The following is a 26,748-nucleotide window of genomic DNA, read 5'->3' as shown; positions in this document are numbered from 1 at the left end:
CACAGCTGTTCCCCGAGTTCATCGTCGACACGCTCGGGCTCGACAGCGTCATCGGCGAGGTCGCGGCCTCGCTGGTCGCCGCCTTCGTCGTCGGAAACATCATCCTCGCGTTCACGGGCGTCGCGGGCCCGTGGGCGAAACGGAAGATCACGGCGGCGTTCACCGACCGGATCGCGGTCGACCGGATCGGCCCGTTCGGCCTGCTCATCATCCCGGCGGCCGCGATCCAGCTCCTCGCGAAGGAGCTGATCATCCCCGAGGGCGTCGACCGCCCCTCGTGGGACATCGCGCCGATCATCCTGCCGTCGTCGGCGCTGCTCGGCTTCTCCGTGATCCCGATGGGCCAGCTCGGTCCGATCAACCTCCACCTCGCGGACCCCGAGGTCGGGTTCGCGCTGGTGTTCGCGTTCGCGTCGATCGCCTCGGTCTCGCTGGTGATGGCCGGCTACGCGTCGAACAACAAGTACTCGCTCCTCGGTGGCCTCCGCGCCGTCGCGCAGAACCTCGCGTACGAGATCCCGCTCATCGTCACGGCGATGTCGGTCGTGATCTTCTCCGGCACGCTCCAGATGAGCGGCGTCGTCGGCGCGCAGACGGAGACGCTCGTGACGATCGCCGGCGTCTCGATCCCGTCGTGGTACGCCCTCGTGAACCCGTTCGCGTTCGTGCTGTTCCTCACGGCGAACATGGCGGAGATCGGGCGGAATCCGTTCGACATCCCCGAGGCGCCGACCGAGATCGTCGGCGGGTACCAGACGGAGTACTCCTCGGCGTACTTCGTCCTCTTCTACCTCGGCGAGTTCGTCCACATCTTCCTCGGCGGGGCGATCCTCGCCGTAACGTTCCTCGGCGGGGCCTCCGGGCCCGGTCCGGAGAGTATCAGCTTCATCTGGTTCGTGGTGAAGATCTGGGGCTTCTTCCTGTTCACGCAGTGGGCCCGCGCGGCGCTGCCCCGCGTCCGTATCGACCAGCTGATCGAAATCGGCTGGAAGGGAATGCTGGTGCTGTCGTTCGCGAACCTGGTGCTCACGGCCGTAATCGTGGGGGTGATCGCGTAACATGATTGGACTCATGAAATCCATGGCGACGACGATGAAGCACGCGCTGGACGGGAATACGTTCACGGTGGAATACCCGGAGGACGCGCCCGAAGTGAGCCCGCGGTTCCGCGGGGTCCACAAGTTCAGCCAGGAACGGTGTATCTGGTGTCGGCAGTGCGAGAACGTCTGTCCGAACGACACGATCCAGATCGTTCAGGACGACCAGCGCAACGGTGAGCAGTACAACCTCCACATCGGGCAGTGCATCTACTGCCGGCTCTGCGAGGAGGTCTGTCCCGTCGACGCGATCCTGTTGACGCAGAACTTCGAGTTCACCGCCGACACGAAAGACGACTTCGTGTTCAACAAAGAACAGCTCAAGAACGTCCCGTGGTACAAGGGGATCGACCCGCTGGAGTCCCGCAATCCCGATCGCGGCGCGTGGATCGGGGAGGGTGACGGCGAGGTCGACTACCAGTAGCGGGCACGTCTCGAAATCTTCAAAGGGGTTCTCATAGGAGACAAACACAATGGTTTATCCTACCATCGCGTTCGGGCTGTTCGCCGCGGTTACGCTGGCGTTCGCCCTCGGGGTCGTCCTGGCGCGCGACGTGTTCCACGCCGCGCTGCTGCTGGGCGGAGCCCTCACGAGCGTCGCGGTGCACTACGTGATGCTGCGGGCGGAGTTTATCGCCGCCATGCAGATCCTCGTCTACGTGGGCGGGGTTCTCATCTTGGTCACGTTCGCCGTGATGCTCACGCGATCTGATTCTGAAACGGAGGTGAGTAGCGCGTGAGCAACGACGAGAGCCGCGGGTCGCGGATCGCCCCCGCGGTCGCCGTGGGCGCCCTGTTCGCCGTGCTGGCCGCGACGATCAACGCGGCGACGTTCGGCTTCGAGGAGGTGGGCTTCCCGGCTGACGCTTCGATCGTCCACAACCTCGGGTACGCCCTGTTCAACCTCGGCGCGTACGACATCGCGACCATCCCCGCGGAGGGGTTCCTCGCGGCCTTCCTGATCGCCGCGGTCGCGCTCGACGTCGCGGTCGACGGCGCCGTCTACCTCGCGAAACGCGAGGAGGACGGGTCGGTCATCTCGGCGGTCGGACAGGCGTTCACGGACGGCGGACGCGACGGAGGTGACCGGCAGTGACCGCCGTCGCGTCCTCCATTCCGCCGTCGTGGTACCTGCTGCTGGCGGCGGCCGTCTTCTGCGTCGGTCTGTTCGGCGTGCTGACGCGCCGGAACGCGCTGTACTTCCTCATGAGCGTCGAGCTCATGATGAACGCGGCCAACATCAACTTCGTCGCGTTCGCGCTCTACTACGGCGACCTCACGGGGCAGGTGTTCGCGCTGTTCGTCATCGCGCTCGCCGCCGCCGAGGTCGCCATCGGCATCGGCATCATACTCGTGTTATACCGTAACTTCGGCACGACAGACGTGACTGTTCCCGCGGAGATGAGGTGGTAAGATGGTGAACGCATTCGCATACGTCCCGGCGATCGTGCTCCTCCCGTTCTTCTCGTTCCTGGTCGCGCTCGGCGCGGGCAGGTACCTCCCGAAGGGCGGTGCGTTCGGCGGTATCGCCGCGACCGCGGGCTCGTTCCTGCTGTCGATCTGGGTCGCGGCGACCGTCGCGGGCGGACGGGCGTACAACGAGACGCTGTACTACTGGGCGAGCGAGGGCGGTGCCGGCATCGGCCCGACGGACATCGAGCTCTCCTTCGGCGTCCTGATCGACCCGCTGTCGGCGCTCATGCTCGTCATCGTGACGCTCGTGGCGCTTCTCGTCCACGTGTTCTCGCTCGGCTACATGAACGACGAGGGCGAGACCGGCCTGCCGCGCTACTACGCCGGCCTCGGTCTGTTCACGGCCTCGATGCTCGGGTTCGTCGTCGCCGACAACCTCCTGATGGCGTTCATGTTCTTCGAGCTGGTCGGGCTCTGCTCGTACCTGCTCATCGGCTTCAACTTCCGGGAGCCGGGCCCGCCGTCGGCGGCGAAGAAGGCGTTTCTCGTCACCCGCTTCGGCGACTACTTCTTCCTCGTCGGCGTCGTCGCGGTGTTCGCCACCTTCGGCACGGCGCAGTTCGCCGGTCCGGAGTCGTTCCCGGCGCTCGCCGACGCGGCGCTCAACGGCTCCGGCTCGGTCGCGTGGACGCCCGGCGGCGTCGAACTCGGGACGTGGCTGACCGTCGTCGGCCTGCTCGTCTTGGGCGGCGTCGTCGGGAAGTCCGCGCAGTTCCCGCTTCACACGTGGCTCCCCGACGCGATGGAGGGCCCGACGCCCGTCTCGGCGCTGATCCACGCCGCGACGATGGTTGCGGCCGGCGTCTACCTCGTCGCGCGGATGTACGGGTTCTACGTGCTGACGCCGACGACGATGGCGGTCATCGCCTTCATCGGCGGCTTCACGGCGCTGTTCGCTGCGACGATGGGGCTCGTAAAAAACGAGCTGAAGCAGGTGCTCGCGTACTCCACCATCTCCCAGTACGGGTACATGATGCTCGCGCTCGGCGCGGGCGGGTACGTGGCCGCGGTCTTCCATCTGACCACCCACGCGTTCTTCAAGGCGCTGCTGTTCCTCGGCGCCGGGTCGGTCATCATCGCGATGCACCACAACGAAGACATGTGGGACATGGGCGGGCTGAAGTCGAAGCTGCCCGTCACCTACTACACCTTCCTCGCCGGGTCGCTGGCGCTCGCGGGCATCTTCCCGTTCGCTGGCTTCTGGTCGAAAGACGAAATCCTCTACGAGGCGCTCGTCCACGGCCTCAACGACCCGCTGCTGCTCGGCGGCTACCTGATGGGGCTGCTCGCGGTGCCGGTCACCGCGTTCTACACCTTCCGGATGGTGTTCCTGACCTTCCACGGCGAGCCCCGCAGCGACACCGCACGCGACCCCGTCCCGGTCCGCTGGAACGTGAAGGGGCCGCTGACGGTCCTCGGCTCGCTCGCGGTCGTCACCGGGTTCATCAACATGGTGCCGGTCCAGAAGGTCCTCGGCATCGAAGGGATCGACCTGCTTCACCTGTGGCTCGACAACCACTGGGGCGGCATCGAGGGCCTCTCCTCGCACCACTACGCCGACTTGGGTCCCTACAGCAGCGGCTACCTCGTCGGCGGTGAGACCGGGACCGTCCTCGTCGGCGCGGCCGTCTCGCTCGGCTTAGCGCTGCTCGGACTCGGACTCGCCTGGCGGCTCTACAACGTGCCGTCGCCCGCGGAACACACCGCCAAGCTCGGCGGCATCAAAGACGTGCTGTACAACAACTACTACCTCGACGAACTGCAGGTCTGGCTCGCGTATCGCACGGAAGACATCGCGGGCGGCGCGAACGTCTTCGATCAGGGAATCATCGACGGCGTCGTGAATGGCGTCTCCTCGGTGAGCCTCACCGGCGGCGGTCGGATCCGTCAGCTCCAGTCGGGGATCGTCTCGCAGTACGCCGCCCTGCTCACCTTCGGACTCGTCGCGCTGTTGCTCGTCCTCGGCGCGACCGGGGGGTGGTTCCTGTGATACTCGAAGCGCTCATGGCGGCCGCCTTCGTCGGCGCGCTGACCGTGTTCCTCGCGCCCGACGAGTGGGCCGGCCGCTTGTCGTTCGCGATCAGCCTGATCCCGTTCGTCGGCAGCCTCTACCTGTGGTCCGGCTTCGAGGCCGGCGGCAACGCCCTGCTGGGCGGAGAGATAGCGTACGCGACGCAGATCGAGTGGCTCGAAGTCGGCGGCCGCAGCGTCTCGTGGTTCGTCGGCCTCGACGGGATCAGCCTCCCGCTGTTCGTGCTCACGACGTTCCTCGTCCCGCTGGCGATCGTCAGCGCGTGGACGCCCGTTGACTCGCGGCAGAGCCAGTTCTACGGGCTCATGCTGTTCATGGAGGCGAACCTGCTGGGCGTGTTCGCCGCGCTCGACTTCTTCCTGTGGTTCGTCTTCTGGGAGGCCGTGCTGGTCCCGATGTACTTCCTCATCGGGATCTGGGGCGGTCCGCGCCGCAAGTACGCCGCGATCAAGTTCTTCGTGTACACGAACGCGGCGTCGCTACTGATGTTCATCGGCTTCATGAGCCTCGTGTTCGCGCTCGGCGACTCGGTGTCGTCGTTCGCCTTACCCGAGATCGCGCAGGCGATCGCCGCGGGTGACTTGGGCACGTGGTTCGGCATCGCGCCGGACCGCCTCGCCCTGTTCGCGTTCCTCGCGATGTTCCTCGGGTTCGCGGTGAAGGTCCCGATCGTGCCGTTCCACACGTGGCTGCCGGACGCGCACGTTCAGGCGCCGACCCCCGCGTCGGTGCTGCTTGCGGGCGTCCTCCTGAAGATGGGGACGTACGCGCTGCTCCGGTTCAACTTCACGATGCTGCCCGACCAGGCGTCGATGCTCGCGGTCCCGATCGCGGCGATCGCCGTCATCAGCGTCATCTACGGCGCGATGCTGGCGCTCGCACAGAAGGACCTCAAGCGCATCGTCGCGTACTCGTCGGTCTCGTCGATGGGGTACGTCATCCTCGGGCTCATCGTGTTCACCGAGTACGGGGTCGGCGGCGCGACGTTCCAGATGGTCGCGCACGGCCTCATCTCGGGACTGATGTTCATGGCGGTCGGCGTCATCTACAACACGACCCACACGCGGATGATCGGCGACATGGGCGGCATGGCCGACCGGATGCCGGTCACCGTCGGGATCCTCGTCGCCGGCGCGTTCGGCTACATGGGGCTCCCGCTGATGGCCGGCTTCGCGGGCGAGTTCTTCATCTTCGTCGGCTCGCTGTCCGCCCCGTCGCTCCCGTACGCGCCGGTGTTCACGGCGCTCGCGATGTTCGGTATCGTCATCGTCGCCGGCTACCTGCTGTCGGCGATGCAGAGTACGCTGTTCGGTCCGTTCGAACTCGAGACCGACTACGAGGTCGGGCCCGCGGCGTTCCACGACGTCGCCCCGCTCGCGGTGCTGCTGGTGGCGATCATCGTGCTCGGCGTTGCGCCCGACATCTTCTTCGAGATGATCCGCGACGCTGCCCTACCCGTGGTAGAGGGGGTGACGATCAATGGTTAACGGCCTGCCCGGCGTGACGGCGCTGCTGCCGGCGTTCCTGCTTGCCGTCACCGGACTTGCGCTGCTCTTGGTCGACACGGTCCGGCCGGACGCGCGGTCGAACACGTCGATGGCGGTCGTCGGCGCGATCGGGTCCCTCGCCGCGCTCGCGGCGAGCGTCTGGCTCACCGCCAGCGGGGGTGTGAGCCCGGACGGCGGCGCGGTGTTGCTGTTCGCGGACGCGGTGAAGGTGGACACGCTGTCGCTGTTCTTCACCGCCATCTTCGCGTCGGTGACCGCGCTGGTGCTCGTCGCGGCCCACGACTACTTCCACGACCACGTCAACCCGGCGGCGTTCTACTCGCTGGTGACGTTCGCCGCGACCGGGATGGCGCTGCTGGCGGTCGCGAACTCGCTCGCGGTCGTGTTCGTCGCCTTGGAGATGGTGTCGCTGCCCTCGTACGTGCTCGTCGCGTACCTCAAGCAGAACCGCGGGAGCGTCGAGGCGGGGCTGAAGTACTTCCTCGTCGGCGCGCTCTCGTCGGCTATCTTCCTGTTCGGCATCTCGCTCGTGTACGCCGCGACGGGCTCGCTGATCCTCGCCAACATCGCGTCGGCGTCGATCGACGGGCTCACCGGCGTCCTCGGCGTCGGCGTCGTGATGATGATCGGCGGCGTCGCGTTCAAGACGGCCTCCGTCCCGTTCCACTTCTGGGCGCCGGAGGCGTACGAGGGCGCGCCCGCGCCGGTGAGCGCGTTCCTCTCGTCGGCCTCGAAGGCCGCCGGGTTCGTCGTCGCGTTCCGCGTGTTCACCGAGGCGTTCCCGCTGGAGATGGCGGCGTCGGCGAACGTCGACTGGATGCTCGCGTTCGCGATCCTAGCGGCCGTCACGATGACGCTCGGTAACTTCGCGGCCGCGGTCCAGGAGGAGGTCAAGCGGATGTTGGCCTACTCCTCGATTGGGCACGCCGGATACGCGCTCATCGGCGTCGCCGCGCTCACGGTCGACGGGCCCGCCAACGGCACCGTCATGGGCGCCGCGATGGCGCACCTGCTCGTCTACGGATTCATGAACACCGGCGCGTTCCTCTTCGTCGCGATGGCGGAGCGGTGGGGCGTCGGCCGCACCTTCGCGGACTACGCGGGGCTCTGGCGGCGCGCGCCGGTCGCCTCCGTCGCGATGGCCGTGTTCATGTTTTCGCTGGCGGGGCTCCCGCCGTTCGCCGGGTTCTTCTCGAAGTACTTCCTGTTTCAGGCGGCCATCGACAACGGCTTCCTGTGGCTCGCCGGGCTCGGCGCGATAAACAGCGTCGTGTCGCTGTACTACTACAGCCGGGTCGTGAAGGCGCTGTTCCTGGACGACCCCGCGTCGCCGAGCGCGCTCGACGCGATCGACGTGCGGCCGACGGCGCTGTACGCCGCGGTCATCTTCGCGGCGGTCGCGACGGTGCTGCTCCTGCCCGGCTTCGGGCCCGTCATCGAGACGGCCGAAGCGGCGGCCTCCGCGCTGTTCTGACCGGCGGCTCCGCAGCGCTGAGCGGTCCGTTCCGCCGGTCGATTTCTGTTTCCGCTGTTCTCCGCGTCACCACTCACCGCGCCCCGGAGGGCGGTTTCGGTCGCCGAACGCCGCACCGCCGACCACAGATACTCATTCGTTCGCCCCGTTACTGTGTTCGTGTCCCGGAGCCACACCTACCGGTGTCTGAACTGCCTCGACGCCACCGTCACGCGCACCTTCGACACGTCGCACTTGTCCCGGACCTGTCTGGACTGCGGCTCGTTCGAGCGGTTCGCGAACGAGGCGGTGATCGAGCGGTTCGAGTCGCTGGAGGCGTCGCCGCCGCCGGAGTTCGACTGGGACCGACTGGAGCGGCGGGAGAAGCTGCTCGTCGCCGAGCGCCTCGCTCGCACGGACAAGACGCTCGCGGACTTCGACGTGGCGGTCGACGAGGAGGCGGCGGAGGGACGAACGACACCCGAGCCGGGCGACGCGTAGCTACCGCGCGTACAACTTTTCGCCGAGGAGGTCGGCGAGTCCGACGCCGTCGCCGGGCGTGATCGCCACGTAGGGGCGGTCAATAGGACCGAACACGTCGACGACGCGGCCGACCGTCGAGAGCGACTCGTCGACGATGCTCGCGCCGATCCGGGGCGGATCGTCGCCGGCGTCGCCGCGGGCGATCGCGAGTCCGCCGGCCGTGCGGACGACGGTGCCGACGCGCCGCACGGTTACTCCCGGAGCACGCCGAGGTACGCGGCGATCGCCTGAACGAGGTCGTTTTTCGCGGTGTCTTCGGTGCCTTTGACGACGACGGAGCCCCGTGGCTCGAACTCCCGGGAATACGTCGCGTCGCGCTCGACGACCGCGTCGTAGCCCACCTGCTGGACGGCTTTCGCTATCTCGTCGACGGTCGGCGCTTCGACCGCCAGATCCGTCGGGACGCGGCGCCCCTCGGACCGCGACAGCTCGGCGTCGAAGTATGCGGGGTAGACGACGTTCTCGACCATACCGGATACCTTCGCGCGCGGCGTAAGGTCGTTTCGGACCGCCGCCGGGCGCGTTCAGGGGACCCGGAACTCGAAGCGCGCCCCGCCGTCCTCGGCGGCGAGCGCGTGCGCGCTCCAGCCGTGGGCCTCGGCGATGCGCTCGCTGATGGCGAGTCCCAGTCCCGTCCCCGACTCGTCGGTCGTGAACCCGCTCTCGAACACATTGTCGGCGTCGTCCGGGAGCCCGCTCCCGTCGTCTTCGACGTAGAAGCCGTCGGCCGCGGTCCCGTCGTCGCGACGCGTCAGCGCTCCGACGCGGACCGAGAGCGGCTCGTCGGGGGAGTCGCGGCCGTGGTCCGCGCTGTTCCGGTAGACGTTCTCAAGCAGCTCGCAGAGCCGCGTCCGGTTCGCGTCCAGCGTCGCGTCCGTCTCGACGTCGAGGGTCGCGTTCGCCATGTCGACGCACTCCCACGCCTCGCGCGCGACGTCCACCACCGAGACGGACTCGGTCTCTCCCACCGAGCGTCCCTCCCGGGCCAGCGACAGGAGGTCCGCGACGAGTTCGTCCATCCGCCCGAGCGCGTCCGCGGCCTTCTCTAGGGGCGCCGTGTCGTCCGTCTCGCGGGCGAGGTCGACGTACCCCTCCGCGACCGACAGCGGATTCCGGAGGTCGTGCGAGACGATGGACGCGAACTCGTCGAGTCGCTCGTTCTGCCGCCGGAGAGTCTCCTCGCGCTCCCGTCGGTCGGTGACGTCGATGTAGATGGCGTATCCGGCCGCGTTGGCGGCGTCGAGGTGGATCGGAATGACGTGGAGGATGAAGTGACGCGGCCCCTCCGCGGTGGTCCGGGTCACCTCCCGGCGGACGTTCTCGCCGCACTGTAAGCGCTCGTTGAGGTCGTCGGCCTCCGACTCGGCGTCGGGGGGGACTATGTACTCGTCGATGGACTCGCCGAGCACGGTCTCGGCCTCGTAGCCGAACGTCGCCTCGAACGCGTCGTTCACCTGTCGGGCGATCGGCTCGCCGTCGACGTAGTCGTAGGCGACGGCGGGGTCCGGTACGTTCGTGAACAGCGCGAGCAGCCTGTCGCGTTCGGTCCGGAGCGCCTCCGTGACCCCGATCCGGTCGAGCGTCTCTTCGAGGTGGGAGGCGAGCAGCTCCGCCAGCCGGCGGTCGGCGTCGTCGAACGCGTCGCCGTCGTCGACTCCGTCGGCGGCGAGCTGGAAGACGACGTCGTCGCCCACGGGAACGGTGAGCAGCGTACCGAACTGGCCCTCTGGGTTCGGGTTCGGGGCGATCGACGCGTCGCCCGTCTGGACGGTCCTGCCGGCCACGCCGGCGCCGACGCGGACCCGGTTACAGTCCTCGACGGGCGTCCCGCTGGAGGCGACCACGGGCTCGACCCACTCGCCGTCCCGAACGGCGACGACGGCGTGATACTCCGGAAACACCTGCTCGGTGACGGCGATGGCCGCCCGGTACGCCTCGTCGACCGACCTGACGGCGGCGAGCTCCGCCATCCCGGCGTTGAGCTGTTCGATTCGCGACGGGGTCCGGGTCGGCTTCGCCCGGACGGTCGACCGTTGATCCCGGGCGAGCAGCCACGAGACCGTCTCCGAGAGCGCCTCGGGCGTTCCGGCGACCGCGTCGACGAGCGGATCCGTCGCGGTCCGGCCCGTCGGATCGTCGACGTACGCGATCACGTACTCGACGGCCTCGGCCGAGCGGACCCGGTCGAGCCCCGCCTCGTCGGTGACGGCCGCCACGTCGACGTCCGCGAGGCGCTCCTCGTCGACGTCGGCGGGAGCTGTCGCGTGGGTCTCGACCGCGACCGGTCCGTCGTCGCCGCGGTTCTCTGGGTCGGCCCCCGACTCGACCTCGTCGGTGAGTCGGGGGTCGTCTGCGAGCACGAGAACGGACGCGCGCTCACCCAACGCAGGAGTCACAATTGTACGAATTAGTACGCGCCGAGATCATAAAACTTCGTACCGATCTCCGCAGTCGGGCGGTTCCGGCCGTCCCGCGCTCCGCCCTCCTCGCCGGCGACGAGCGACCCCGGAACCCTTTTGGAGCAACACGGGCCACGTTCGTGTAATGAGCGATCTCGAAGCGGAGTACCGTCTCGACTACTTCGAGGAGGAGGGGTTCGAGCGCAAGGAGTGTCCCTCCTGTGGCGCGCACTTCTGGACCCGCGACGGCGACCGCGACCTGTGCGGCGAGCCGCCCTGCGAGGACTACAGCTTCATCGACGACCCGGGCTTCCCGGAGGCGCACTCGCTGTCGGAGATGCGCGAGGCGTTCCTCTCCTTCTTCGAAGACAACGGCCACGAGCGGATCGACCCGTACCCGGTCGCCGCGAACCGCTGGCGCGACGACGTGCTCCTGACGCAGGCGTCGATCTACGACTTCCAGCCGCTCGTCACCTCGGGACAGACGCCCCCGCCGGCGAACCCGCTGACCATCTCGCAGCCCTGTATCCGGATGCAGGACATCGACAACGTCGGCAAGACAGGCCGGCACACGATGGCGTTCGAGATGATGGCCCACCACGCGTTCAACACGCGCGAGGAGGTCGACGAGGACGAGTACGCCTACCACGGCGAGGTGTACTGGAAAGACGAGACGGTCCGGTACTGCGACGAGCTGTTCGAGAGTCTCGGCGCCGACCTCGAAGAGATCACTTACATCGAGGACCCGTGGGTCGGCGGCGGTAACGCCGGCCCCGCCATCGAGGTCATCTACAAGGGCGCCGAGCTGGCGACGCTCGTCTTCATGTGTATGGAGCGGGACCCCGACGGCGACTACGAGATGAAAGACGGGAACTCGTACTCGTTCATGGACACGTACATCGTCGACACCGGGTACGGGTTAGAGCGGTGGACGTGGATGAGCCAGGGGACCGCGACCGTGTACGAGGCCGTCTACCCCGACGCGATCGACTTCCTGAAAGACAACGCCGGTGTCGAGCACACCGAGGCCGAACGCGAGATCGTCCACCGCGCCGCCAAGCTCTCCGGCCGGCTCGACATCGACGACGTCGACGACATGGAGGCCGCCCGCGGCGAGATCGCAGACCGGCTCGACGTGGACGTCGACCGACTGCGCGAGCTGGTGGAACCGCTCGAAGCGATCTACGCGATCGCCGACCACTCGCGGACGCTCGCGTACATGTTCGGCGACGAGATCGTCCCGTCGAACGTCGGCACGGGCTACCTTGCCCGGATGGTGCTCCGCCGGATGAAGCGCCTCGTCGACGAGGTCGGCGTCGACGCGCCGCTCGACGAGCTGGTCGACATGCAGGCCGAGCGGCTCGGCTACGAGAACCGCGACACGATCCGCGAGATCGTCCGCAGCGAGGAGCGGAAGTACGAGCGGACGCTGGAGCGCGGCGCCCGCAAGGTCGAACAGCTCGCCGACGAGTACGCCGGCACCGGTGAGCCGATCCCGACGGGGGAGCTACTGGAGCTGTACGACTCCCACGGGATCCAGCCCGACATGGTCGCCGACATCGCCGACGAGCGCGGCGCGACCGTCGACGTGCCCGACGACTTCTACGCGCTCGTCGCCGACCGACACGAGGAGGGCGACGCCGCGGGAGAGAGCGACGAGCGCGACGAGCGGCTCGCCGACCTCCCCGAGACCGAGAAGCTGTTCTACGACGACCAGGGACGCACGGAGTTCGAGGCCGTCGTCCTCGACGTGCTGGAGGCCGAGGGCGGGTACGACGTGGTGCTGGACCAGACGATGTTCTACCCCGAGGGCGGCGGTCAGCCGGCCGACCGCGGCCACCTCACGGTCGGAGAGACCACCGTCGACGTCGACGACGTTCAGGAGGTCGACGGGGTCGTGCTCCACCGCACGGACGCGGACCCCGGCAAAGGCGAGTTCGTCACGGGGCAGGTGGACGGCGACCGCCGCGACCGACTGCGCGCGCACCACACCGCGACGCACCTGATCGGTCACGCCGCCCGCGAGGTGCTCGGCGACCACGTCCGGCAGGCTGGCGCCCAGAAGGGAACCGACTCGGCGCGGCTCGACGTGCGCCACTTCGAGCGCATCGACCGCGGGGACGTGAAGGCGATCGAGCGCGTCGCGAACGAGTTGGTCCGCGACGACGTCCCCGTCCGCCAGGAGTGGCCTGACCGCAACGAGGCGGAGGCCGAGCACGGCTTCGACCTGTACCAGGGCGGCGTCCCGCCGGGAACGAACGTCCGGCTGATCCACGTCGGCGACGCCGACGTCCAGGCCTGCGCCGGCACGCACGTCGCCCGCACCGGCGAGATCGGCGCCGTGAAAGTGCTAAAGACGGAGCCGGTACAGGACGGCGTCGAGCGCATCGTCTTCGCGGCCGGGGCCGCGGCGGTGGAGGCGACCCAGCGCACCGAGGACGCGCTGTACGACGCGGCCGAGGTCCTGGACGTGGACCCGCTCGACGTGCCGGACACCGCCGAGCGCTTCTTCGAGGAGTGGAAGGCCCGCGGCAAGGAGATCGAGTCGCTCAAAGAGGAGCTCGCGGCCGCGCGGGCCGCCGGCGGCGCCGACGCCGAGGCGGTCGAGGTCGCCGGGACGACAGCGGTGATCCAGCGGCTCGACGGCGACGCCGACGAACTGCGCGCGACCGCGAACGCCCACGTCGACGACGGGAAAGTCGCGGTGATCGGCAGCGGCGCGGACGGCTCCGCGAGCTTCGTCGTCGGCGTCCCCGATTGCGTCGACGTGAACGCGGGGCAGGTCGTCTCGGAGCTCGCCGGGCGCGTCGGCGGCGGCGGCGGCGGGCCGCCGGACTTCGCGCAGGGCGGCGGCCCGGACGCGGACGCCTTAGACGACGCCCTCGACGCGGCGCCGGACGTCCTCCGAAGCCTTCAGGAGGCCTGAACGCGCCCAGTTCGCCACTATGCCGCATGCGACCAACGCCGGGAACGAGATCCGGTACGAGGTGGACGCCCCCGACATCGGCGACGGCGACGAGGCGGTGGTGTTCTGCGGCGACGTCGGGCTCGGCGCCTGGCAGTTCGGCTGGCAGCACGCGGCGCTCGCCGGTCCACACACCGTGATCACCCCGGAGACGCGCGGTGTCGGGCGGTCCGACGCCCCGCCCGGCCCGTACGCGGTCGGGGAGCTCGCGGCCGACGTGGACGCGGTGTGTGCCGCCGAGGGGATCCGAAACGCTCACCTCGTCGGCTACGGGCTCGGCGGGATGGTCGCGCTGACGGCCGCGGCGAGTTCCTCTCGGCCGGCGAGCGTCGCGCTCGTCGGGACGCCGCCCGCGGGGGACGCCTACAACCCCGACGGCGTCTGGGCCCCCCCGGCCGATCCGGCCGCGGTCGAGGGGTCGCTGAACGGACTCCTCTCGCTCGACTTCCGTGAGGCCCACCCCGACGCGCTCTCGCGGATCGCGGAGTGGCGCCTCGCGGAGGACGCCGACCGCGAGACGTACGAGGCGCACCGCGCCGCGATCGAGGGGTTCGACCTCGCCGGTCGCCTCCACGAGATCACCACGCCCGCGCTCGTCGTCCACGGCACCGACGACACGGTCTGTCCGGCCACGGCCGGGGAGACGCTCGCGGAGGGGCTCCCCCGCGGGGAGTTCCCCGGGATCGACGGGGCGCGCCACCTCGTCGGGGTCGAGGCGTCGGCCGCGGTCAACGACCTCCTCGTCGGCTGGCTCGCCGAACACGCCGCCGGCCGGTTCGAGTAGGCGCGGCGTTCGGGGCCGCGCGACGCCCGCGTCCGCGTCGTCGACCGGGGCGTCCGGCGTCGCAACCGTTTTGTGACTCTCGCCGAACCCTTCACCTGATGACTCGCCTCCGGTTCGCCCTGCTGAACGCCGCCCACGACGGTGCGAACACCCGGCGGAACTTCCGCAGAGAGCTCGACGCCGACCTCGTCGAGTTCGACGCCGTCGCGGGAGACCTCCCCGATCACACCGAGTTCGACGGCGTCGTGGTGACCGGGTCGCGCTCGTCGGTCTACTCGGACGAGGCGTGGATCCCGCCGCTCGTCGACTACGTCGCCGAGGCCGCCGACGCGGGCGTCCCCGTCCTCGGCGTCTGTTACGGTCACCAGGTGCTCGCGGAGGCGCTCGGCGGCCGCGTCGCGGGCATGGACGGGTTCGAGATCGGCTACAACGAGATCCGCCGACCTCGCGACGACCCGCTGTTCGAGGGGATCGACGAGACGTTCACCGCCTTCACCACCCACGGCGACGCAGTCGTCGAACTCCCGCCGTCAGCGACGCTGCTCGCGGAGAACGACCGCGGCGTCCACGCGTTCCGCGACGGCCACTGCTGGGGGGTCCAGTTCCACCCGGAGTACGACATCGACACGGCCCGCGACGTGACCGACGGTAAGCGGGATCAGATCGGTGACGCCCGCGTGGACGGCGTCCTCGAGTCGATCACGCCCGACGCCTACGACGCCGCCTGCGAGGCGAAGCAACTGTTCGAGAACTTCACCGGTTACGCCGAGCGGTTGGCAGCCGAGCGGGCGGAGCGGGCGGCCGCGGACGACTGAGCGGGTCGACCGGTTCGACGGAGGCGCGACCGCCGCGCCGCTCGACCGGCACGACCGATGCGACGACTGACCGGCGCGATTCCACGCCGTCCGCCCGCGGCCCCCGGTCGAACACCCTTATACGGTTCCCGTCCCGAACTCGGGTATGAACGTAGTACCGGACACGAGCGCGGTCGTCGACGGCCGCGTGTCCGAACGCGTCGCGGACGGGACCTACGAGTCGGTCACCGTGTTCGTCCCGGAGGCGGTCGTCGGCGAGTTGGAGTCGCAGGCGAACGACGGGCTCGAATCCGGCTGGGACGGGCTCAGCGAACTCAAGCGGCTCGCGGACTACGCCGACGACGGGACGATCGAGCTGCGGTACGTCGGCGAGCGCGCGAGCGGCGACGCCCGCTCGAACGCACACGAGGGCGACGTGGACGCGCTGATCCGCGACCTCGCCGCCGACCACGACGCGACGCTCCTCTCCAGCGACGTGGTTCAGGCCGAGGTGGCCCGCGCGAAGGGGCTCGATGTCGAGTACGTCGAGCCCGTCGCCCGCGGCGTCGTCGACGAGCTGCCGATACAGGACTTTTTCACCGACGAGACGATGTCAGTCCACCTCAAGACGGGGACCGTCCCGAAGGCGAAACGCGGGGCGCTCGGCGAGATGCGCTACGTCGAGATCGCGGACGACCCCACCGACGAGGCGCAGCTGCGCGAGTGGGCGAACTCGATCGTCGACCTGGCCCGCCAGTCGAGCGAGGGGTTCATCGAGCTCTCTGACGACGGGATGGACATCGTCCAGTTCCGCAACTACCGGATCGCGGTGGCGCGCCCGCCGTTCGCCGACGGCGTCGAGATCACCGCCGTCCGCCCCATCGCGAAGACGGACCTCGACGACTACGAGTTCGCCGACGAGCTCCGCGACCGGTTCGCGGAGCGGAAACGCGGCGTCCTCATCTCGGGCTCGCCCGGCGCCGGGAAGTCGACGTTCGCGCAGGCGGTCGCGGAGTTCCTGAACGACAGCGACTACGCGGTGAAGACGATGGAGAAGCCCCGAGACCTCCAAGTCGGTCCCGAGATCACGCAGTACGGCGCGCTCGGCGGCGAGATGGAGAACACCGCCGACTCTCTCCTCCTCGTCCGGCCGGACTACACCATCTACGACGAGGTCCGGAAGACGAACGACTTCGAGGCGTTCTCCGACATGCGTATGGCTGGCGTCGGCATGGTTGGCGTCGTCCACGCCTCCCGCGCCATCGACGCGCTCCAGCGGCTCGTCGGCCGCGTCGAACTCGGGATGATCCCGCAGATCGTCGACACCGTCGTCTACATCGAGGCCGGCGAGGTCCACACGGTCTACGACGTGACGACGGAAGTGAAGGTGCCGGCGGGGCTCACCGCCGAGGACCTCGCCCGTCCGGTCATTCAGGTGTCGAACTTCGAGACCGGTCGGCCGGAGTACGAGATATACACGTTCAACCGGCAGGTCGTCACCGTCCCGCTCGACGAGGACGGCGGCGAGGCGGGGAGCGAGACGGGCGTCGGCCGCATCGCGAAAAAGGAGATCGAACGCGAGATCCGCTCGGTCGCGCACGGCCACGTCGAGGTGGAGCTGAACGGCGACGACGAGGCGGTCGTCTACGTCACCGAGGGCGACATCGGCACGGTGATCGGGAAGGGCGGCGGCCGCATCGCCGACATCGAGAACCGCCTCGGGATCGACATCGACGTCCGCACGCACGACGAGAAGCCCGGCGGGTCCGGCGGCGGTCCCGCCGGCGGCCCCGAGAACGGGCACGGCGACGGGCAGGTCGGCGCCGAGCGCGGGACGGTGGTCGCGCCGGAGATCACCTCGCGTCACGTCGTCATCGACGTCGACGACGAGGTCGGCGAGACGGTCGAAGTGCGCGCGGACGGCGAGTACCTCTTCACCGCCACGGTCGGGCGCGGCGGTGAGGTTCAGGTCTCGCGCGGCTCGGCCATCGCCGAGGAACTGGAGGACGCGATCGACCGGAACCGGACCGTGACGGTCGTCCCGGCGCGGTGAATCCCGCAACCGGCCGTTCGGGTCGGACGTAGCCGCCCGACGGCCGTCCGATCGCCCCGCTGGCTGGCGATCGCATCCACGCCAGACGTTTTCGCTCGCTGTCACGTCGTCGTTCGACGCGGCCACATACCACGATTGTCGTAACGTATCCCTCCTGAAAGATAACGCTTTTTTGACGGCCTAGATAACTCGGGGTATGGCTGATGAGTTAAAACGCGGGCTCGAGGGCGTCCTCGTCGCGGAGTCAGATCTGAGCTACGTCGACGGCGAGGTCGGGAAGCTCGTGTATCGCGGGTACGACATCGAAGACCTGGCGCGGGGCGCGAGCTACGAGGAGGTGCTGTACCTCCTGTGGCACGGCTCGCTCCCCACCGCCGCGGAGCTCGACGCGTTCGCCGCCGACCTCGCGGCGGAGCGCGAGGTTGACGACGACGTCATCGAGACGGTCCGCGCGCTCGCGGACGCCGGCGAGCGTCCGATGGCCGCGCTCCGGACCGCGACGTCGATGCTGTCGGCGTACGACCCGGACGACGAGGCCGACGCCGGTGAGGCCACGCTTCGTCAGGGACGACGGATCACGGCGAAGATCCCGACGGTCCTCGCCGCGTTCGAGCGCGTCCGTCAGGGCGAGGAGCCGGTCGCCCCCGACCCGGACCTCTCGCACGCCGGGAACTTCCTCTACATGCTGACCGGGACCGAGCCGGACGACGTGAGCGAGGAGACGTTCGACATGGCGCTCACGCTCCACGCCGACCACGGGCTCAACGCCTCCACGTTCACCGCGATGGTGATCGGGTCGACGATGGCGGACGTTTACTCCGGCGTCACCGGGGGTATCGGCGCGCTCTCCGGTCCGCTCCACGGCGGCGCGAACCAAGACGTGATGGAGGTGCTCCACGAGGTGGACGCCTCCTCGAAGGACCCCGTCCAGTGGGTGAAAGACGCCCGAGACGACGGACGGCGCGTCCCCGGCTTCGGGCACCGCGTCTACAAGGTGAAAGACCCCCGCGCGAACATCCTCGAGGAGAAGCTCCGCGACCTCGCCGAATCGTCGGGCGACACCAAGTGGCTGGACTACACCACCGCCATCGAGGAGTACCTCACCGAACAGGGGCTCGTCGAGGAGGGGATCGCCCCGAACGTCGACTTCTACTCCGGCTCCGTCTACGACTCGCTCGGCATCCCCGTCGACATGTACACGCCCATCTTCGCGATGAGCCGCGTCGGCGGCTGGATCGCGCACGTCGCCGAGTATCAAGAGGACAACCGCCTCATCCGTCCGCGCGCCCGGTACACCGGTCCGGAAGACAGCGAGTTCGTTCCCCTCGACGAACGGTAACGGTCGCGCCCGCCGCCCACCCGCCTTCTCCGAACGGCTCTTCAAACGTCGCGGCGCGTCACCCGCTCGCAGAATATGTGCGTCCGCGACCGATCGGCCCGGCTCCTCAGATTCCGAACCGCTCGCGGGCGTACTTCGCGAGCAGCGGGACGTCGTCGAGGTGAAGCAGCCGCGCCATCCCCGCCTTCTCGCCGCGGTTCGCCTTCGCCAAGATGTCGTCGTCCGTCTCTTGGAGATCGCGCATCAACCGGTCGTACCGCTCGTTGGGTGCGAGGTACAGCAACTCCGTGAGCGTCAGTCGCGACTCCGCGCGCGGCGCCACGTCTCGGTGCCAGAGCGTCTCGTACACCGCGAGGCTCTCCGCGTCGATGCGCCGCTCCGAGTCGGTGAGACAGCGGTCGACGGTCGCCGCGGCGGCGCGGGCCGACTTCATGCCCTTGTGGATCCCTTCTCCCCACAGCGGGTCGATGCTCGGCACGGTGTCGCCGACGGCGAGGAACCGGTCGGTGTACATCTGCTCCGGGCGCTGAATGTGCGCGGAGCCGCGGTGGACCGTCTCGTCGATCTGTTCCGCCTCGGCGAACCGCGGGTCGCGGTCGATCCAGTCGTCGAGGTACCCGTCGACGGTCTTCCCCGTCTCGGCGAACTCGCGGTGGCGGTCGTTCTGGATGTAACAGATGCCGACCTTCGCGGTGTCCTCGCCGGTCGCGAAGATCCACGAGTAGCCGCCGGGCGCGATGTTGTGGTCCAAGCGGAGCATCATCGCCCGCCGGAGGTCCGCGTAGTCCGGGTGGTTCATCTCGACGCCCTCCATCTCGTACTCGATACCGATGGCTTGGTTCTCGCGTTCGAGGTCGACCACGTCGAGCGCGCTGGCGATCGGTGCGGCCGGACCGGTAGCGTCGATCACGATGTCGGCGTACACCGCTTCGTCGCCGTTGTACCGCACCCCCTCGATGACGCCGTCGTCGTCGAGGATCGGCCGCGAGACCCGCGCGTCGAAGCGGTACTCCGCGCCGTTGTCGCGACCGTCGGCGACGAGGAACTGCTTGAACTCCGCGAACTCCAACACCGCGCCCGGCTGGTAGCTCTCATAGTACTCGTTGGGCGACTCCAGCACGACGTCGTCGGTGTACGACATCACGACGTCGTCGGGGATTCCGAAAGAGGACATCATCGACGGGAACGTGCCCGCCGTCGACTTGTTGCTCTGTCGCGGGAACTCGTCTTCCGACTCCGTCTCTAAGACGACGACGTCGTAGTCGCGCGTCGCCAGGTCACGGGCGCACTGCGCGCCCGCCGGACCGGCGCCGGCGATGGCGACGTCGTAGCGGTCAACCATACACGACGGTTACGGACCCACCTAATTAGGCTTGCTGAAACCCACCGGAAAATACGCGCGAACCCCCTCGTTCGCCCGGTTTTGGCCGTCGAGAGAGGTCGGAATTACCGGGGTCTCATCCGGCGGTCGGACGCAGACCCGGCCCCCGAAACGGGCGTCGGATCGGGTCCGCCCGCCGGGACCGCGGCGCGGTTCAGTAGAACTCGCGGACGAGGTCGGTCGCGCCCTCGGGGGCGCCGTCCGGAAGCACCGACATGTCCTCGTCGACGCCGTGCTGCTCGTGGTACGGCACCGACGACTCGTCCTTGTAGATGACGCCCTGGTGTTCCTTCTCGTTGTCGAGGATCACGTCCTTCGCCGCCTCGCGGTCGGTCGGGTCGTGGTCCGCCTCCTTCAGGTCGACCAGCGAGTCGCGGAAGTAGTCGTACGTGTCGACGTCGTTGAAGGTGACGCAGGGGGAGTAGACGTTGACGAAGCCGAACCCGTCGTGCTCGATGGCCTCCTGGATGATCTCTTGGTGGCGGAGCGCGTCCGAGGAGAACGACTGCGCGATGAACGTCGCGCCGGAGGCGAGCGCCAGCGCGTGGGGGTTCACCGGCGGCTGTTTGGGCCCGTCGGGGCTCGTCGACGTCTCGAAGTCCTCGCGGGAGGTCGGCGACGCTTGGCCCTTCGTCAGCCCGTAGATGCGGTTGTCCATCACGACGTACGTCATGTCGACGTTGCGCCGGACGGCGTGGACGAAGTGGCCCGCGCCGATGGAGTAGCCGTCGCCGTCGCCGCCGGCCACCATCACCTCGATGTCGGGCCGCGCCATCTTGACGCCGGTGCCGACGGGGAGCGCGCGCCCGTGAACCCCGTGGAGCGCGTAGCTGTGCATGTACGTGCCGATCTTGCCGGAACAGCCGATGCCGGCGACGACGAAGGTGTTGTCGGGGTCGTTGCCCGTCTCCGCGAGGGCCTTCATCATCCCGTTCATCGTCCCGAAGTCGCCGCACCCCGGGCACCACGTCGGCTGCTTGTCGGACTTGAAATCGGTGAATCGAATGTCTGAGCTCATTGGTTACGCCTCCACCCCCGCTTCGAGGGTCGACTTGATCTCCGCTGCGAGTTCGTCGGCCTTGAACCGCACGCCGTTGTACTTGTTCACGCGGTCGACGCGTTCGAGCACGTCGTGTTCGACGAGGTCCGCGAACTGGCCCTGCTCGTTACACTCGACGACGACCGTCGTCTCGGCGGCCGCCACGTCCTCCGCGAGGTCCGGCCGCGGGAAGATGTACGGGACCGAGAGGACCCGCACGTCCAGTCCGTCCTCGTCGAGGAACTCCACTGCCTCGGCGAGCGCGCCCTCGTTCGACCCCCACGTGATGACGAGGGTGTCCGCGTCCTCGTCACCGAACTCGCGCGGGCTCCAGTCCTCGCGCTCACGGGCGGTCTCGACCTTGCGGTTGCGCTTGTCGACCTGCTCGACGCGCATCTCCGTGTCCTCTGTCCGGCGGCCCTGCTCGTCGTGTTCGAGGCCGGTGGACATGTGCGCGCCGTCGGCCGTACCGGGGAACGCCCGCGGCGAGACCCCGTCATCGGTGATCTCGTGGGGCTGGAAGCCGCCCGACTCGCTCATGTGGTCGTCGATCGCCGTCTCGTCGACGATCTTGCCGCGGTCGATCTCCACCTCGTCCATGTCGAACGTCTCCGGGGAGAACGTCTGCTCGGTGACCGCCATCGAGAGGTCGGCGGTGAGGTAGACAGGGAGCTGGTACTTCTCGGCGAGGTTGAACGCCTCGACGGTCTTCCAGAAGCACTCCGAGATGGTGGTCGGCGCGAGGACGAACCGCGGCACCTCGCCGTGGCCGCCGTACAACATCTGGTTCAGGTCGCCCTGCTCCTGTTTCGTCGGCATCCCCGTCGAGGGGCCCGAGCGCATCACGTTACAGATGACGAGCGGCGTCTCCGAGGTGGCGATGAGCCCGAACGTCTCGGTCATCAGGTCGATCCCCGGCCCGGAGGTCGCGGTCATCGCGCGGGCGCCGCCGCGGGCCGCGCCCAGCGCCATGTTGATCGCGGAGAGTTCGTCTTCCGCCTGGACGACGTGGCCGCCGTACCGCTCGATGCGGCCAGTGAGGTACGTCATCACGTCGGTCGCGGGCGTAATCGGGTAGCCGGCGTAGAAGCGGCAGCCGGCCGCGATGGCGCCCATGCCGATCGCTTCGTCGCCGTTGAGGAGGACGTAGTCCTCGTCGGTGGTCTCCAGCGAGTAGTCGAACTCGTGGTCGTACTCGTCGGCGACGTACGACTGGCCCGCGCGGGCCGCCTCCTTGTTGTTGTCGACGAGCTTCTGGCCCTTTTCCTTGAACCGCTTCTCCAGCGCCGAGTCGAGGTTCTCGATGGGGAACTCGGCCACCTCGCAGGCCGCGCCGAGCGCGACGACGTTCCGCATAATCGCGCCGCCGGCCTCCTCGGCCAGGCTCTTCAGCGGCACGTCGAGGCCGATCATCCCCTCGGGGATCTCGACGTCCTGCATCGTCGTCCGTTCGCCGTCGTAGATGATCACCGACCCCTCGTGGAGCTCGTCGAGGTTCTCCTCGATCGTCCGGGGGGTCAACGCGATGAGCACGTCGAGTCGGTCAACGACGCTCTGTACCTTGTCGACGGAGGTCCGCACCTTGTAGGCGGTGTAGCCGCCTCGTATCCGAGATGCGAAGTCCTTCGACGTGAACACGTGTCGACCCGCGCGGGAAAGCGCCTGTGCGAAGATCTTCCCCGTCGAGTCGATGCCGTCGCCGGCCTCTCCGCCGACAGCCCAGTTGAAATCCGCAGCCATGTGCTATGGGCAAGGTTCCGGCGGACTCATCAAAAGGCTTCTGGAAGGAGCCACCGAGGTGTATCTGGACGCACGTCTTCGATATCGCGAATATTGTCAGCTTTGAGCCCTATATACCTTGTAATAACGCATGTAATTGGACGTTCGTTCACCAAAATCATCACGATCGACCCTTCGCGTCGGACCCGTTTTCGACGTTTGACGAACTGCGTCGGCCCCGTGCGCGGCGGACTTGTTCACGACGAGGTAGGCCAAGGCGTCGGGTATCCCCGCATCTGGCGTCCATGTGTCGGGTCGTCCCCACGCCGAGGCGGTCGGCCCTGCGGGCCGGTCACCGCAGCGGGGATCTGGGCCTCCCGTCCGAACCGGTTTCGACATGGGCAGGACCGACGGCGACGGGAAGGCGTTTGTGTCTGCCCCGCCGATCCGACGTATGGACACGACAGCGACGGTCGAGTCGGTAGAGCCGGTCGGCTCCGACACGTACGCCCTCCGCTTCCGCGCCCCCGAGGGGTTCGCGGCCGAACCCGGACAGTTCGTGAAGCTCGGCACCGAGATCGACGGCGAGTCGGTCGCGCGGTTCTACACCCTCTCGTCGCCCCGCGTCGGCGAGACGTTCGAGGTCACGGTCGGTATCGACCCCGACGAGGGCGGCGAGTTCTCGGCGTTCCTCTCCGGCGCCGAGGCGGGCACCGAGATGACGCTCTCCGGCCCCTTCGGCGACCAGCACTACGACGGCGAGCCACGCGCGGTCGTGATCGCGGGCGGCCCCGGGGTCGGCCCCGCGGTCGCCATCGCCGAGCGCGCGCTCGACGAGGACGCCGAGGCCGCCGTCGTCTACCGCGACGACGACGTGGCCCACGCCGACCGGATCGACGCCCTCCGCGAGCGCGGCGCCGCGGTCAGGCTGCTCGACGGCGATGCCCCCCTGACCGACGCCGTCGCCGACGTCCTCACCGGCGCCGACGGCGGGACCGTGTTCGTCTACGGGTTCGCCGACCTCGTCGCCGACGCGGAGGCCGCCATCGAGGCGGCGGGCGGCGACGCGGACGCCGCGAAGGTCGAGAACTTCGGGTAGGCGCGGCCGCAGGCCGGGCCGTCCGCGCTCGCGTCGGCGCCTCGGCCGATATTCGCGGCGTCGCCGGCCGGCGCCGCCACGCTTTACACACCTCCCCCGCGAGGACCGGGTATGGACTACCGACGGCTCGGGAACACCGGGCTCAGCGTCTCGGAGCTCTGCTTCGGCACGTGGCGGTTCGGGCGCGAGACGAACGGCGTCGTGGAGACGGGTCGCGAGGAGTCACACGAGCTCCTCGACGCGGCCGCGGACCGCGGGATCAACTTCATCGACACGGCCAACGTCTACGGGACGCCGAACGGGAAAAGCGAGACGTACATCGGCGAGTGGCTCGCGGAGCGGGACCGCGAGGACTACGTGATTGCCTCGAAGGTGTACTTCCCATTCGACGGGCGCGGCGAGCCCGGACCCAACGACTCCGGGCTCGGCCGGAAACACATCCGCGCGCAGATCGAGGGGACCCTCGACCGGCTCGGCACGGACTACCTCGATATCTACTACATCCACCGCTGGGACGAGGACACCCCCATCGAGGAGACGATGCGCGCGCTCGACGAGCTGGTCGCCGAGGGAAAGGTCCACCACCTCGGCGCGTCGACGATGGCGGCGTGGCAACTGACGAAGGCGCAGTGGATCGCCACGTCAACGGGTACGCGGGCTTCGACGTGGTCCAGCCACTCCACCACGCGGGCTACTACGAGGACGTGAAGGAGTACCTCGACGTCTGTATCGACCAACACCTCGCGGTCTGCCCGTACTCTCCGCTCGCGGGCGGGTTCCTCACCGGGAAGTACGAGCGCGCCGACCTGGACGACCCCGAGCAGGTGATCGCGCCCGACGGCTCCCGGGCGAGCTTCGACGACCGGTTCGAGCGCTTCTATCTCTCCGAGCGCGGCTGGAAGGTGCTCGACGCGGTCCGCGATGTGGCCGACGAGTGCGACGCGACGCCCGCGCAGGTCGCGCTTGCGTGGCTCTCCGGCTGGGACGAGTTTACCTGCGTCCCCATCGTCGGCGCGCGGACGGTCGATCAGCTCGACGAGAACGTCGCGGCGGCCGACCTCCACCTCTCCGACGAGCAGTGGGACCGGATCATGGACGCGCGCTACGACCCGGACGGGAACCGCTGGGGCCACTGAGCAGTCGCCTCCCGGCCACAAGCGGCCGCTACTCGTCGAAGTCCGGCAGGTCGTCTGGCGCCTCGAAGTCGGCCTCCCAGTCGATGTACCCCTCCTTGAGCGTCTCGCAGACGATCTGCCCGAGCTCCGTGAGCCCCGCGTTGATCGCGGAGACGGTCCCCCACGAGTCGAGGTCTGGGTGGAGGTCGCGCTCCTTCCAGTCCTCTGGCAGCCCCGGCGCGTGGTAGCCGACCCGGTCGGCGAAGTCGTCCCAGAAGAAGTCGAACCGGGAGACTAACTCGAGGTCGAGCGCGATCTGCCAGTCCGCCGCGTCCATGTCGCTGCCCGCGGCCCACTGGTCGAACGCCTCCTCCCACGCGCCCTCGCGGAGGAGCGCTTCGAGGTCGTCGCGGCGGTACTCGCCGCCAGCCACCTCGGCGTCCTCGTACTCGTTCGGGTCGACGGCGGCGAGTTCGGGAGGCTCCGGCAGGTCGACGTCGAGTGACATGGTCCGTAGTGGGTGCCGACGGGCCAAAACGCTACGGGAACGGAGCGCGGCGAGGCGGTCGCCCCCCGCGTCCGCTCCGATCCGGTCCTTTTACCGCGGTTCCGTTCCGAGGTCGGGTATGAACCTCCGCGCCGTCTCGCGTCGGGTCGGGATCGCCGCCGCGGTCGTCACCGTCGTCGCGCTCGTCGCGCCGTACGCGATCATCACGGGGCCGGAGTACGCGTCGCAGCTCGCGTCCTACTACGCCTCCGGGGCCGTCGGCTGGAGCGGGATCGCGCTGTTCGCACTGCTCGCCGCGGTCGTTATCGCCTCGGTCGAGCAGGGGAACGTCGACCCGGGGACGCTCGCGGGGGTGGCAATCGTCCTCGGGCTCGCGACGACCGCGAGCGCGGCGACGTGGGCGCTCGCGGTCCAACCGACCGCCGTGTTCCGCGACCACCTCTGGCTGGTGTGGCACGCGCCCGCCGTCGTCGCGCTCTCCGTCCCGCTGCCGCTCTCCGCGGCGGTGTACGCCCGAGCGGTGTTATCGTAGCCGAGACGCCGGAACGCGCGGGACGCCTTTTTTCCGACGCGCGCTCGCCGCCCGCGTCGCCGTCGCCCGGCGAACGAAAGGCCCTTATGCCGCACCCGAATATCGTCGAACGGACTAGGTCGGGCGGTTAGGCCCCGCTCGTTACCCGTGAGGCAGTCTTCAGCGGGGACCGAACAGCGGGCACGTCCGGTCAGACCGGCACGGGCCCCGAGAGCCAACGTGGAAGCCTCGTCCGCCGGGGACAGCGGTCCGTGGCGCCCGCTCGCAGGAGCGGTCCGTCGCGGTTCGTCGGCGATATTGGGTCAGGCGCGGAAGCGAGCAGCCCACCGCCGGACGCCAGTCGCTCGTCGGGTCGCGGGGTGGAGGAGGCAATCGGGATACCCCGTGACGGAACGCCGGGCTACCCCGCCTGTCCGCCATTCATACGCTGCTTCCTTCGACGAGTGGTGATGCTGTGACGCTACGGTCGCCGGTGTGAGCGTCGACGCCGCGAGCGTTTACTTATACGCTCAGCTTTGAACGTTGAAGTAGGAGCGTGACGTAGGCGGTAGTGAAGACGGATGATGCCGATTACGGACTTCTTGTCGTGTACGCGTGTGTTTGACGAGTTCGAATCGCTGTCATCAGCTCAACGCCATCACGCGAAAGCCTACGCCACCGGTCTTGTTGCGGCCAGCAACAAGACCGTGGCAGGTATCTCACGCGAAGTCCTTCCAGCTGGAGACAAACGCGCTCTCAACAAATTCCTCACCGAGTACGACTGGGACGAACAACAATTCAACCATGAGCGCCTCGAAGAACTCCAAAAACACGGGGAAACACGCTGGTCGAAGGACGGCTACATCATCCTCGACGACACGATCACCCACAAAGCCGGGGACGAAGTCCCCGGCGTCGGCCACTTCTACGATCACG

Annotated in this window: 24 protein-coding genes, 1 other RNA gene and 1 pseudogene; 19 read left to right on the top strand and 7 right to left on the bottom strand. The window is 68.6% G+C overall.

Annotated features, from left to right (window positions below):
• From B9G38_RS04620 to B9G38_RS04580, 9 genes are all read left to right on the top strand, one after another.
• Positions 1–1,058: complex I subunit 1 family protein (locus B9G38_RS04620; RefSeq protein WP_143415367.1), on the top strand; the 1,058-nt coding region annotated here is incomplete at its 5' end.
• A gap of 1 nt (position 1,059) precedes the next feature.
• Positions 1,060–1,521 carry an NADH-quinone oxidoreductase subunit I gene (locus B9G38_RS04615; RefSeq protein WP_049931224.1) on the top strand — a complete coding sequence of 154 codons (462 nt, stop codon included), beginning with the start codon at positions 1,060–1,062 and terminating at the stop codon, positions 1,519–1,521.
• A gap of 49 nt (positions 1,522–1,570) precedes the next feature.
• A complete protein-coding gene (locus tag B9G38_RS04610; RefSeq protein ID WP_049931222.1) occupies positions 1,571–1,837 on the top strand; it encodes an NADH-quinone oxidoreductase subunit J in 267 nt (88 codons plus the stop codon).
• Positions 1,834–2,193 (top strand): hypothetical protein, encoded by a 360-nt coding sequence (locus B9G38_RS04605; RefSeq protein WP_049931220.1) that lies wholly within the window; start codon positions 1,834–1,836, stop codon positions 2,191–2,193. Before B9G38_RS04610 ends, B9G38_RS04605 begins: the two co-directional genes overlap by 4 nt.
• Positions 2,190–2,510, top strand: coding sequence for an NADH-quinone oxidoreductase subunit NuoK (gene nuoK / locus B9G38_RS04600; protein ID WP_049931218.1), 321 nt, complete (start codon positions 2,190–2,192; stop codon positions 2,508–2,510). Before B9G38_RS04605 ends, nuoK begins: the two co-directional genes overlap by 4 nt.
• Position 2,511: 1 nt before the next feature.
• Positions 2,512–4,560, top strand: a complete 2,049-nt coding sequence (nuoL, locus tag B9G38_RS04595; protein WP_086219645.1) for an NADH-quinone oxidoreductase subunit L — start codon at positions 2,512–2,514, stop codon at positions 4,558–4,560.
• Positions 4,561–4,574: 14 nt separating this feature from the next.
• The gene (locus B9G38_RS04590) at positions 4,575–6,089 is read left to right on the top strand and encodes a NuoM family protein (RefSeq protein WP_086219647.1); all 1,515 of its coding nucleotides are present in this window, start codon (positions 4,575–4,577) and stop codon (positions 6,087–6,089) included.
• Complete coding sequence (locus B9G38_RS04585) at positions 6,082–7,584, top strand: NADH-quinone oxidoreductase subunit N (protein ID WP_086219644.1); 1,503 nt, start codon at positions 6,082–6,084, stop codon at positions 7,582–7,584. Before B9G38_RS04590 ends, B9G38_RS04585 begins: the two co-directional genes overlap by 8 nt.
• A gap of 159 nt (positions 7,585–7,743) precedes the next feature.
• Entirely contained in the window at positions 7,744–8,064 is a 321-nt protein-coding gene (locus B9G38_RS04580) for a hypothetical protein (protein ID WP_086219646.1), read from the top strand.
• Here the strand turns inward: B9G38_RS04580 and B9G38_RS04575 are convergent, their stop codons facing one another.
• From B9G38_RS04575 to B9G38_RS04565, 3 genes are read right to left on the bottom strand one after another with little or no spacing between them, the layout of a single operon-like run.
• A complete protein-coding gene (locus B9G38_RS04575) occupies positions 8,065–8,295 on the bottom strand; it encodes an H/ACA ribonucleoprotein complex subunit GAR1 (RefSeq protein WP_086216266.1) in 231 nt (76 codons plus the stop codon).
• 2 nt (positions 8,296–8,297) lie between these two features.
• Positions 8,298–8,576 (bottom strand): signal recognition particle subunit SRP19, encoded by a 279-nt coding sequence (gene srp19, locus B9G38_RS04570; RefSeq protein WP_004596410.1) that lies wholly within the window; start codon positions 8,574–8,576, stop codon positions 8,298–8,300.
• A gap of 54 nt (positions 8,577–8,630) precedes the next feature.
• Positions 8,631–10,502, bottom strand: a complete 1,872-nt coding sequence (locus B9G38_RS04565; protein WP_086219643.1) for a PAS domain-containing sensor histidine kinase — start codon at positions 10,500–10,502, stop codon at positions 8,631–8,633.
• Between the two features lie 148 nt (positions 10,503–10,650).
• Here B9G38_RS04565 and alaS point away from each other — a divergent pair, with 148 nt between their 5' ends.
• From alaS to citZ, 5 genes are all read left to right on the top strand, one after another.
• Entirely contained in the window at positions 10,651–13,431 is a 2,781-nt protein-coding gene (gene alaS, locus B9G38_RS04560) for an alanine--tRNA ligase (RefSeq protein ID WP_086219642.1), read from the top strand.
• Between the two features lie 19 nt (positions 13,432–13,450).
• Complete coding sequence (locus B9G38_RS04555; protein ID WP_086219641.1) at positions 13,451–14,254, top strand: alpha/beta fold hydrolase; 804 nt, start codon at positions 13,451–13,453, stop codon at positions 14,252–14,254.
• 98 nt (positions 14,255–14,352) lie between these two features.
• Entirely contained in the window at positions 14,353–15,069 is a 717-nt protein-coding gene (locus tag B9G38_RS04550) for a type 1 glutamine amidotransferase (protein ID WP_086219640.1), read from the top strand.
• Between the two features lie 145 nt (positions 15,070–15,214).
• Positions 15,215–17,101 carry a PINc/VapC family ATPase gene (locus tag B9G38_RS04545; RefSeq protein ID WP_086219639.1) on the top strand — a complete coding sequence of 629 codons (1,887 nt, stop codon included), beginning with the start codon at positions 15,215–15,217 and terminating at the stop codon, positions 17,099–17,101.
• A gap of 196 nt (positions 17,102–17,297) precedes the next feature.
• Positions 17,298–18,440 carry a citrate synthase gene (gene citZ, locus B9G38_RS04540; RefSeq protein WP_086216262.1) on the top strand — a complete coding sequence of 381 codons (1,143 nt, stop codon included), beginning with the start codon at positions 17,298–17,300 and terminating at the stop codon, positions 18,438–18,440.
• Between the two features lie 106 nt (positions 18,441–18,546).
• On the opposite strand, the gene B9G38_RS04535 is transcribed toward citZ, so the two are convergent.
• The 3 genes from B9G38_RS04535 to B9G38_RS04525 all read right to left on the bottom strand — a co-directional run bounded on the left by B9G38_RS04535 (position 18,547) and on the right by B9G38_RS04525 (position 22,600).
• Positions 18,547–19,782, bottom strand: coding sequence for a digeranylgeranylglycerophospholipid reductase (locus B9G38_RS04535; RefSeq protein WP_086219638.1), 1,236 nt, complete (start codon positions 19,780–19,782; stop codon positions 18,547–18,549).
• A gap of 193 nt (positions 19,783–19,975) precedes the next feature.
• Positions 19,976–20,839: a 2-oxoacid:ferredoxin oxidoreductase subunit beta gene (locus B9G38_RS04530; protein ID WP_049931193.1), complete on the bottom strand. Its 864-nt coding sequence runs from the start codon at positions 20,837–20,839 to the stop codon at positions 19,976–19,978.
• A gap of 3 nt (positions 20,840–20,842) precedes the next feature.
• Positions 20,843–22,600 carry a 2-oxoacid:acceptor oxidoreductase subunit alpha gene (locus B9G38_RS04525; protein WP_086219637.1) on the bottom strand — a complete coding sequence of 586 codons (1,758 nt, stop codon included), beginning with the start codon at positions 22,598–22,600 and terminating at the stop codon, positions 20,843–20,845.
• 433 nt (positions 22,601–23,033) lie between these two features.
• On the opposite strand from B9G38_RS04525, the gene B9G38_RS04520 reads away from it, so the two are divergent.
• Positions 23,034–23,678, top strand: coding sequence for an FAD-dependent oxidoreductase (locus B9G38_RS04520; protein WP_086216260.1), 645 nt, complete (start codon positions 23,034–23,036; stop codon positions 23,676–23,678).
• Between the two features lie 111 nt (positions 23,679–23,789).
• Positions 23,790–24,814 (top strand): annotated as a pseudogene (locus B9G38_RS04515) (aldo/keto reductase).
• A gap of 28 nt (positions 24,815–24,842) precedes the next feature.
• Here B9G38_RS04515 and B9G38_RS04510 read toward each other — a convergent pair.
• On the bottom strand, positions 24,843–25,301 hold the full coding sequence (locus B9G38_RS04510) for a hypothetical protein (protein ID WP_086216258.1): 459 nt from the start codon (positions 25,299–25,301) through the stop codon (positions 24,843–24,845).
• Positions 25,302–25,419: 118 nt separating this feature from the next.
• Here B9G38_RS04510 and B9G38_RS04505 point away from each other — a divergent pair, with 118 nt between their 5' ends.
• The 3 genes from B9G38_RS04505 to B9G38_RS04495 form a co-directional block, all read left to right on the top strand.
• On the top strand, positions 25,420–25,833 hold the full coding sequence (locus B9G38_RS04505; RefSeq protein ID WP_086219636.1) for a hypothetical protein: 414 nt from the start codon (positions 25,420–25,422) through the stop codon (positions 25,831–25,833).
• Between the two features lie 107 nt (positions 25,834–25,940).
• Positions 25,941–26,252: signal recognition particle sRNA (gene ffs / locus B9G38_RS04500), an RNA gene on the top strand.
• Between the two features lie 141 nt (positions 26,253–26,393).
• On the top strand, positions 26,394–26,748 hold a 355-nt coding region (locus B9G38_RS04495), incomplete at its 3' end, for a transposase (protein ID WP_143415365.1).

The organism is Halorubrum sp. SD612 (genome assembly GCF_002135005.1).
This window is presented reverse-complemented; position numbering and strand designations above follow the sequence as displayed.

Excerpts from the sequence above, each read along its gene's own strand:
- B9G38_RS04615 (WP_049931224.1), top strand. The coding sequence starts at position 1,060 with ATGATTGGACTCATGAAATCCATGGCGACGACGATGAAGCACGCGCTG.
- B9G38_RS04610 (WP_049931222.1), top strand. The coding sequence starts at position 1,571 with ATGGTTTATCCTACCATCGCGTTCGGGCTGTTCGCCGCGGTTACGCTG.
- nuoL (WP_086219645.1), top strand. The coding sequence starts at position 2,512 with ATGGTGAACGCATTCGCATACGTCCCGGCGATCGTGCTCCTCCCGTTC.
- B9G38_RS04590 (WP_086219647.1), top strand. The coding sequence starts at position 4,575 with ATGGCGGCCGCCTTCGTCGGCGCGCTGACCGTGTTCCTCGCGCCCGAC.
- B9G38_RS04585 (WP_086219644.1), top strand. The coding sequence starts at position 6,082 with ATGGTTAACGGCCTGCCCGGCGTGACGGCGCTGCTGCCGGCGTTCCTG.
- srp19 (WP_004596410.1), bottom strand. The coding sequence starts at position 8,576 with ATGGTCGAGAACGTCGTCTACCCCGCATACTTCGACGCCGAGCTGTCG.
- alaS (WP_086219642.1), top strand. The coding sequence starts at position 10,651 with ATGAGCGATCTCGAAGCGGAGTACCGTCTCGACTACTTCGAGGAGGAG.
- B9G38_RS04555 (WP_086219641.1), top strand. The coding sequence starts at position 13,451 with ATGCCGCATGCGACCAACGCCGGGAACGAGATCCGGTACGAGGTGGAC.
- B9G38_RS04550 (WP_086219640.1), top strand. The coding sequence starts at position 14,353 with ATGACTCGCCTCCGGTTCGCCCTGCTGAACGCCGCCCACGACGGTGCG.
- B9G38_RS04545 (WP_086219639.1), top strand. The coding sequence starts at position 15,215 with ATGAACGTAGTACCGGACACGAGCGCGGTCGTCGACGGCCGCGTGTCC.
- citZ (WP_086216262.1), top strand. The coding sequence starts at position 17,298 with ATGGCTGATGAGTTAAAACGCGGGCTCGAGGGCGTCCTCGTCGCGGAG.
- B9G38_RS04535 (WP_086219638.1), bottom strand. The coding sequence starts at position 19,782 with ATGGTTGACCGCTACGACGTCGCCATCGCCGGCGCCGGTCCGGCGGGC.
- B9G38_RS04530 (WP_049931193.1), bottom strand. The coding sequence starts at position 20,839 with ATGAGCTCAGACATTCGATTCACCGATTTCAAGTCCGACAAGCAGCCG.
- B9G38_RS04525 (WP_086219637.1), bottom strand. The coding sequence starts at position 22,600 with ATGGCTGCGGATTTCAACTGGGCTGTCGGCGGAGAGGCCGGCGACGGC.
- B9G38_RS04520 (WP_086216260.1), top strand. The coding sequence starts at position 23,034 with ATGGACACGACAGCGACGGTCGAGTCGGTAGAGCCGGTCGGCTCCGAC.
- B9G38_RS04510 (WP_086216258.1), bottom strand. The coding sequence starts at position 25,301 with ATGTCACTCGACGTCGACCTGCCGGAGCCTCCCGAACTCGCCGCCGTC.
- B9G38_RS04505 (WP_086219636.1), top strand. The coding sequence starts at position 25,420 with ATGAACCTCCGCGCCGTCTCGCGTCGGGTCGGGATCGCCGCCGCGGTC.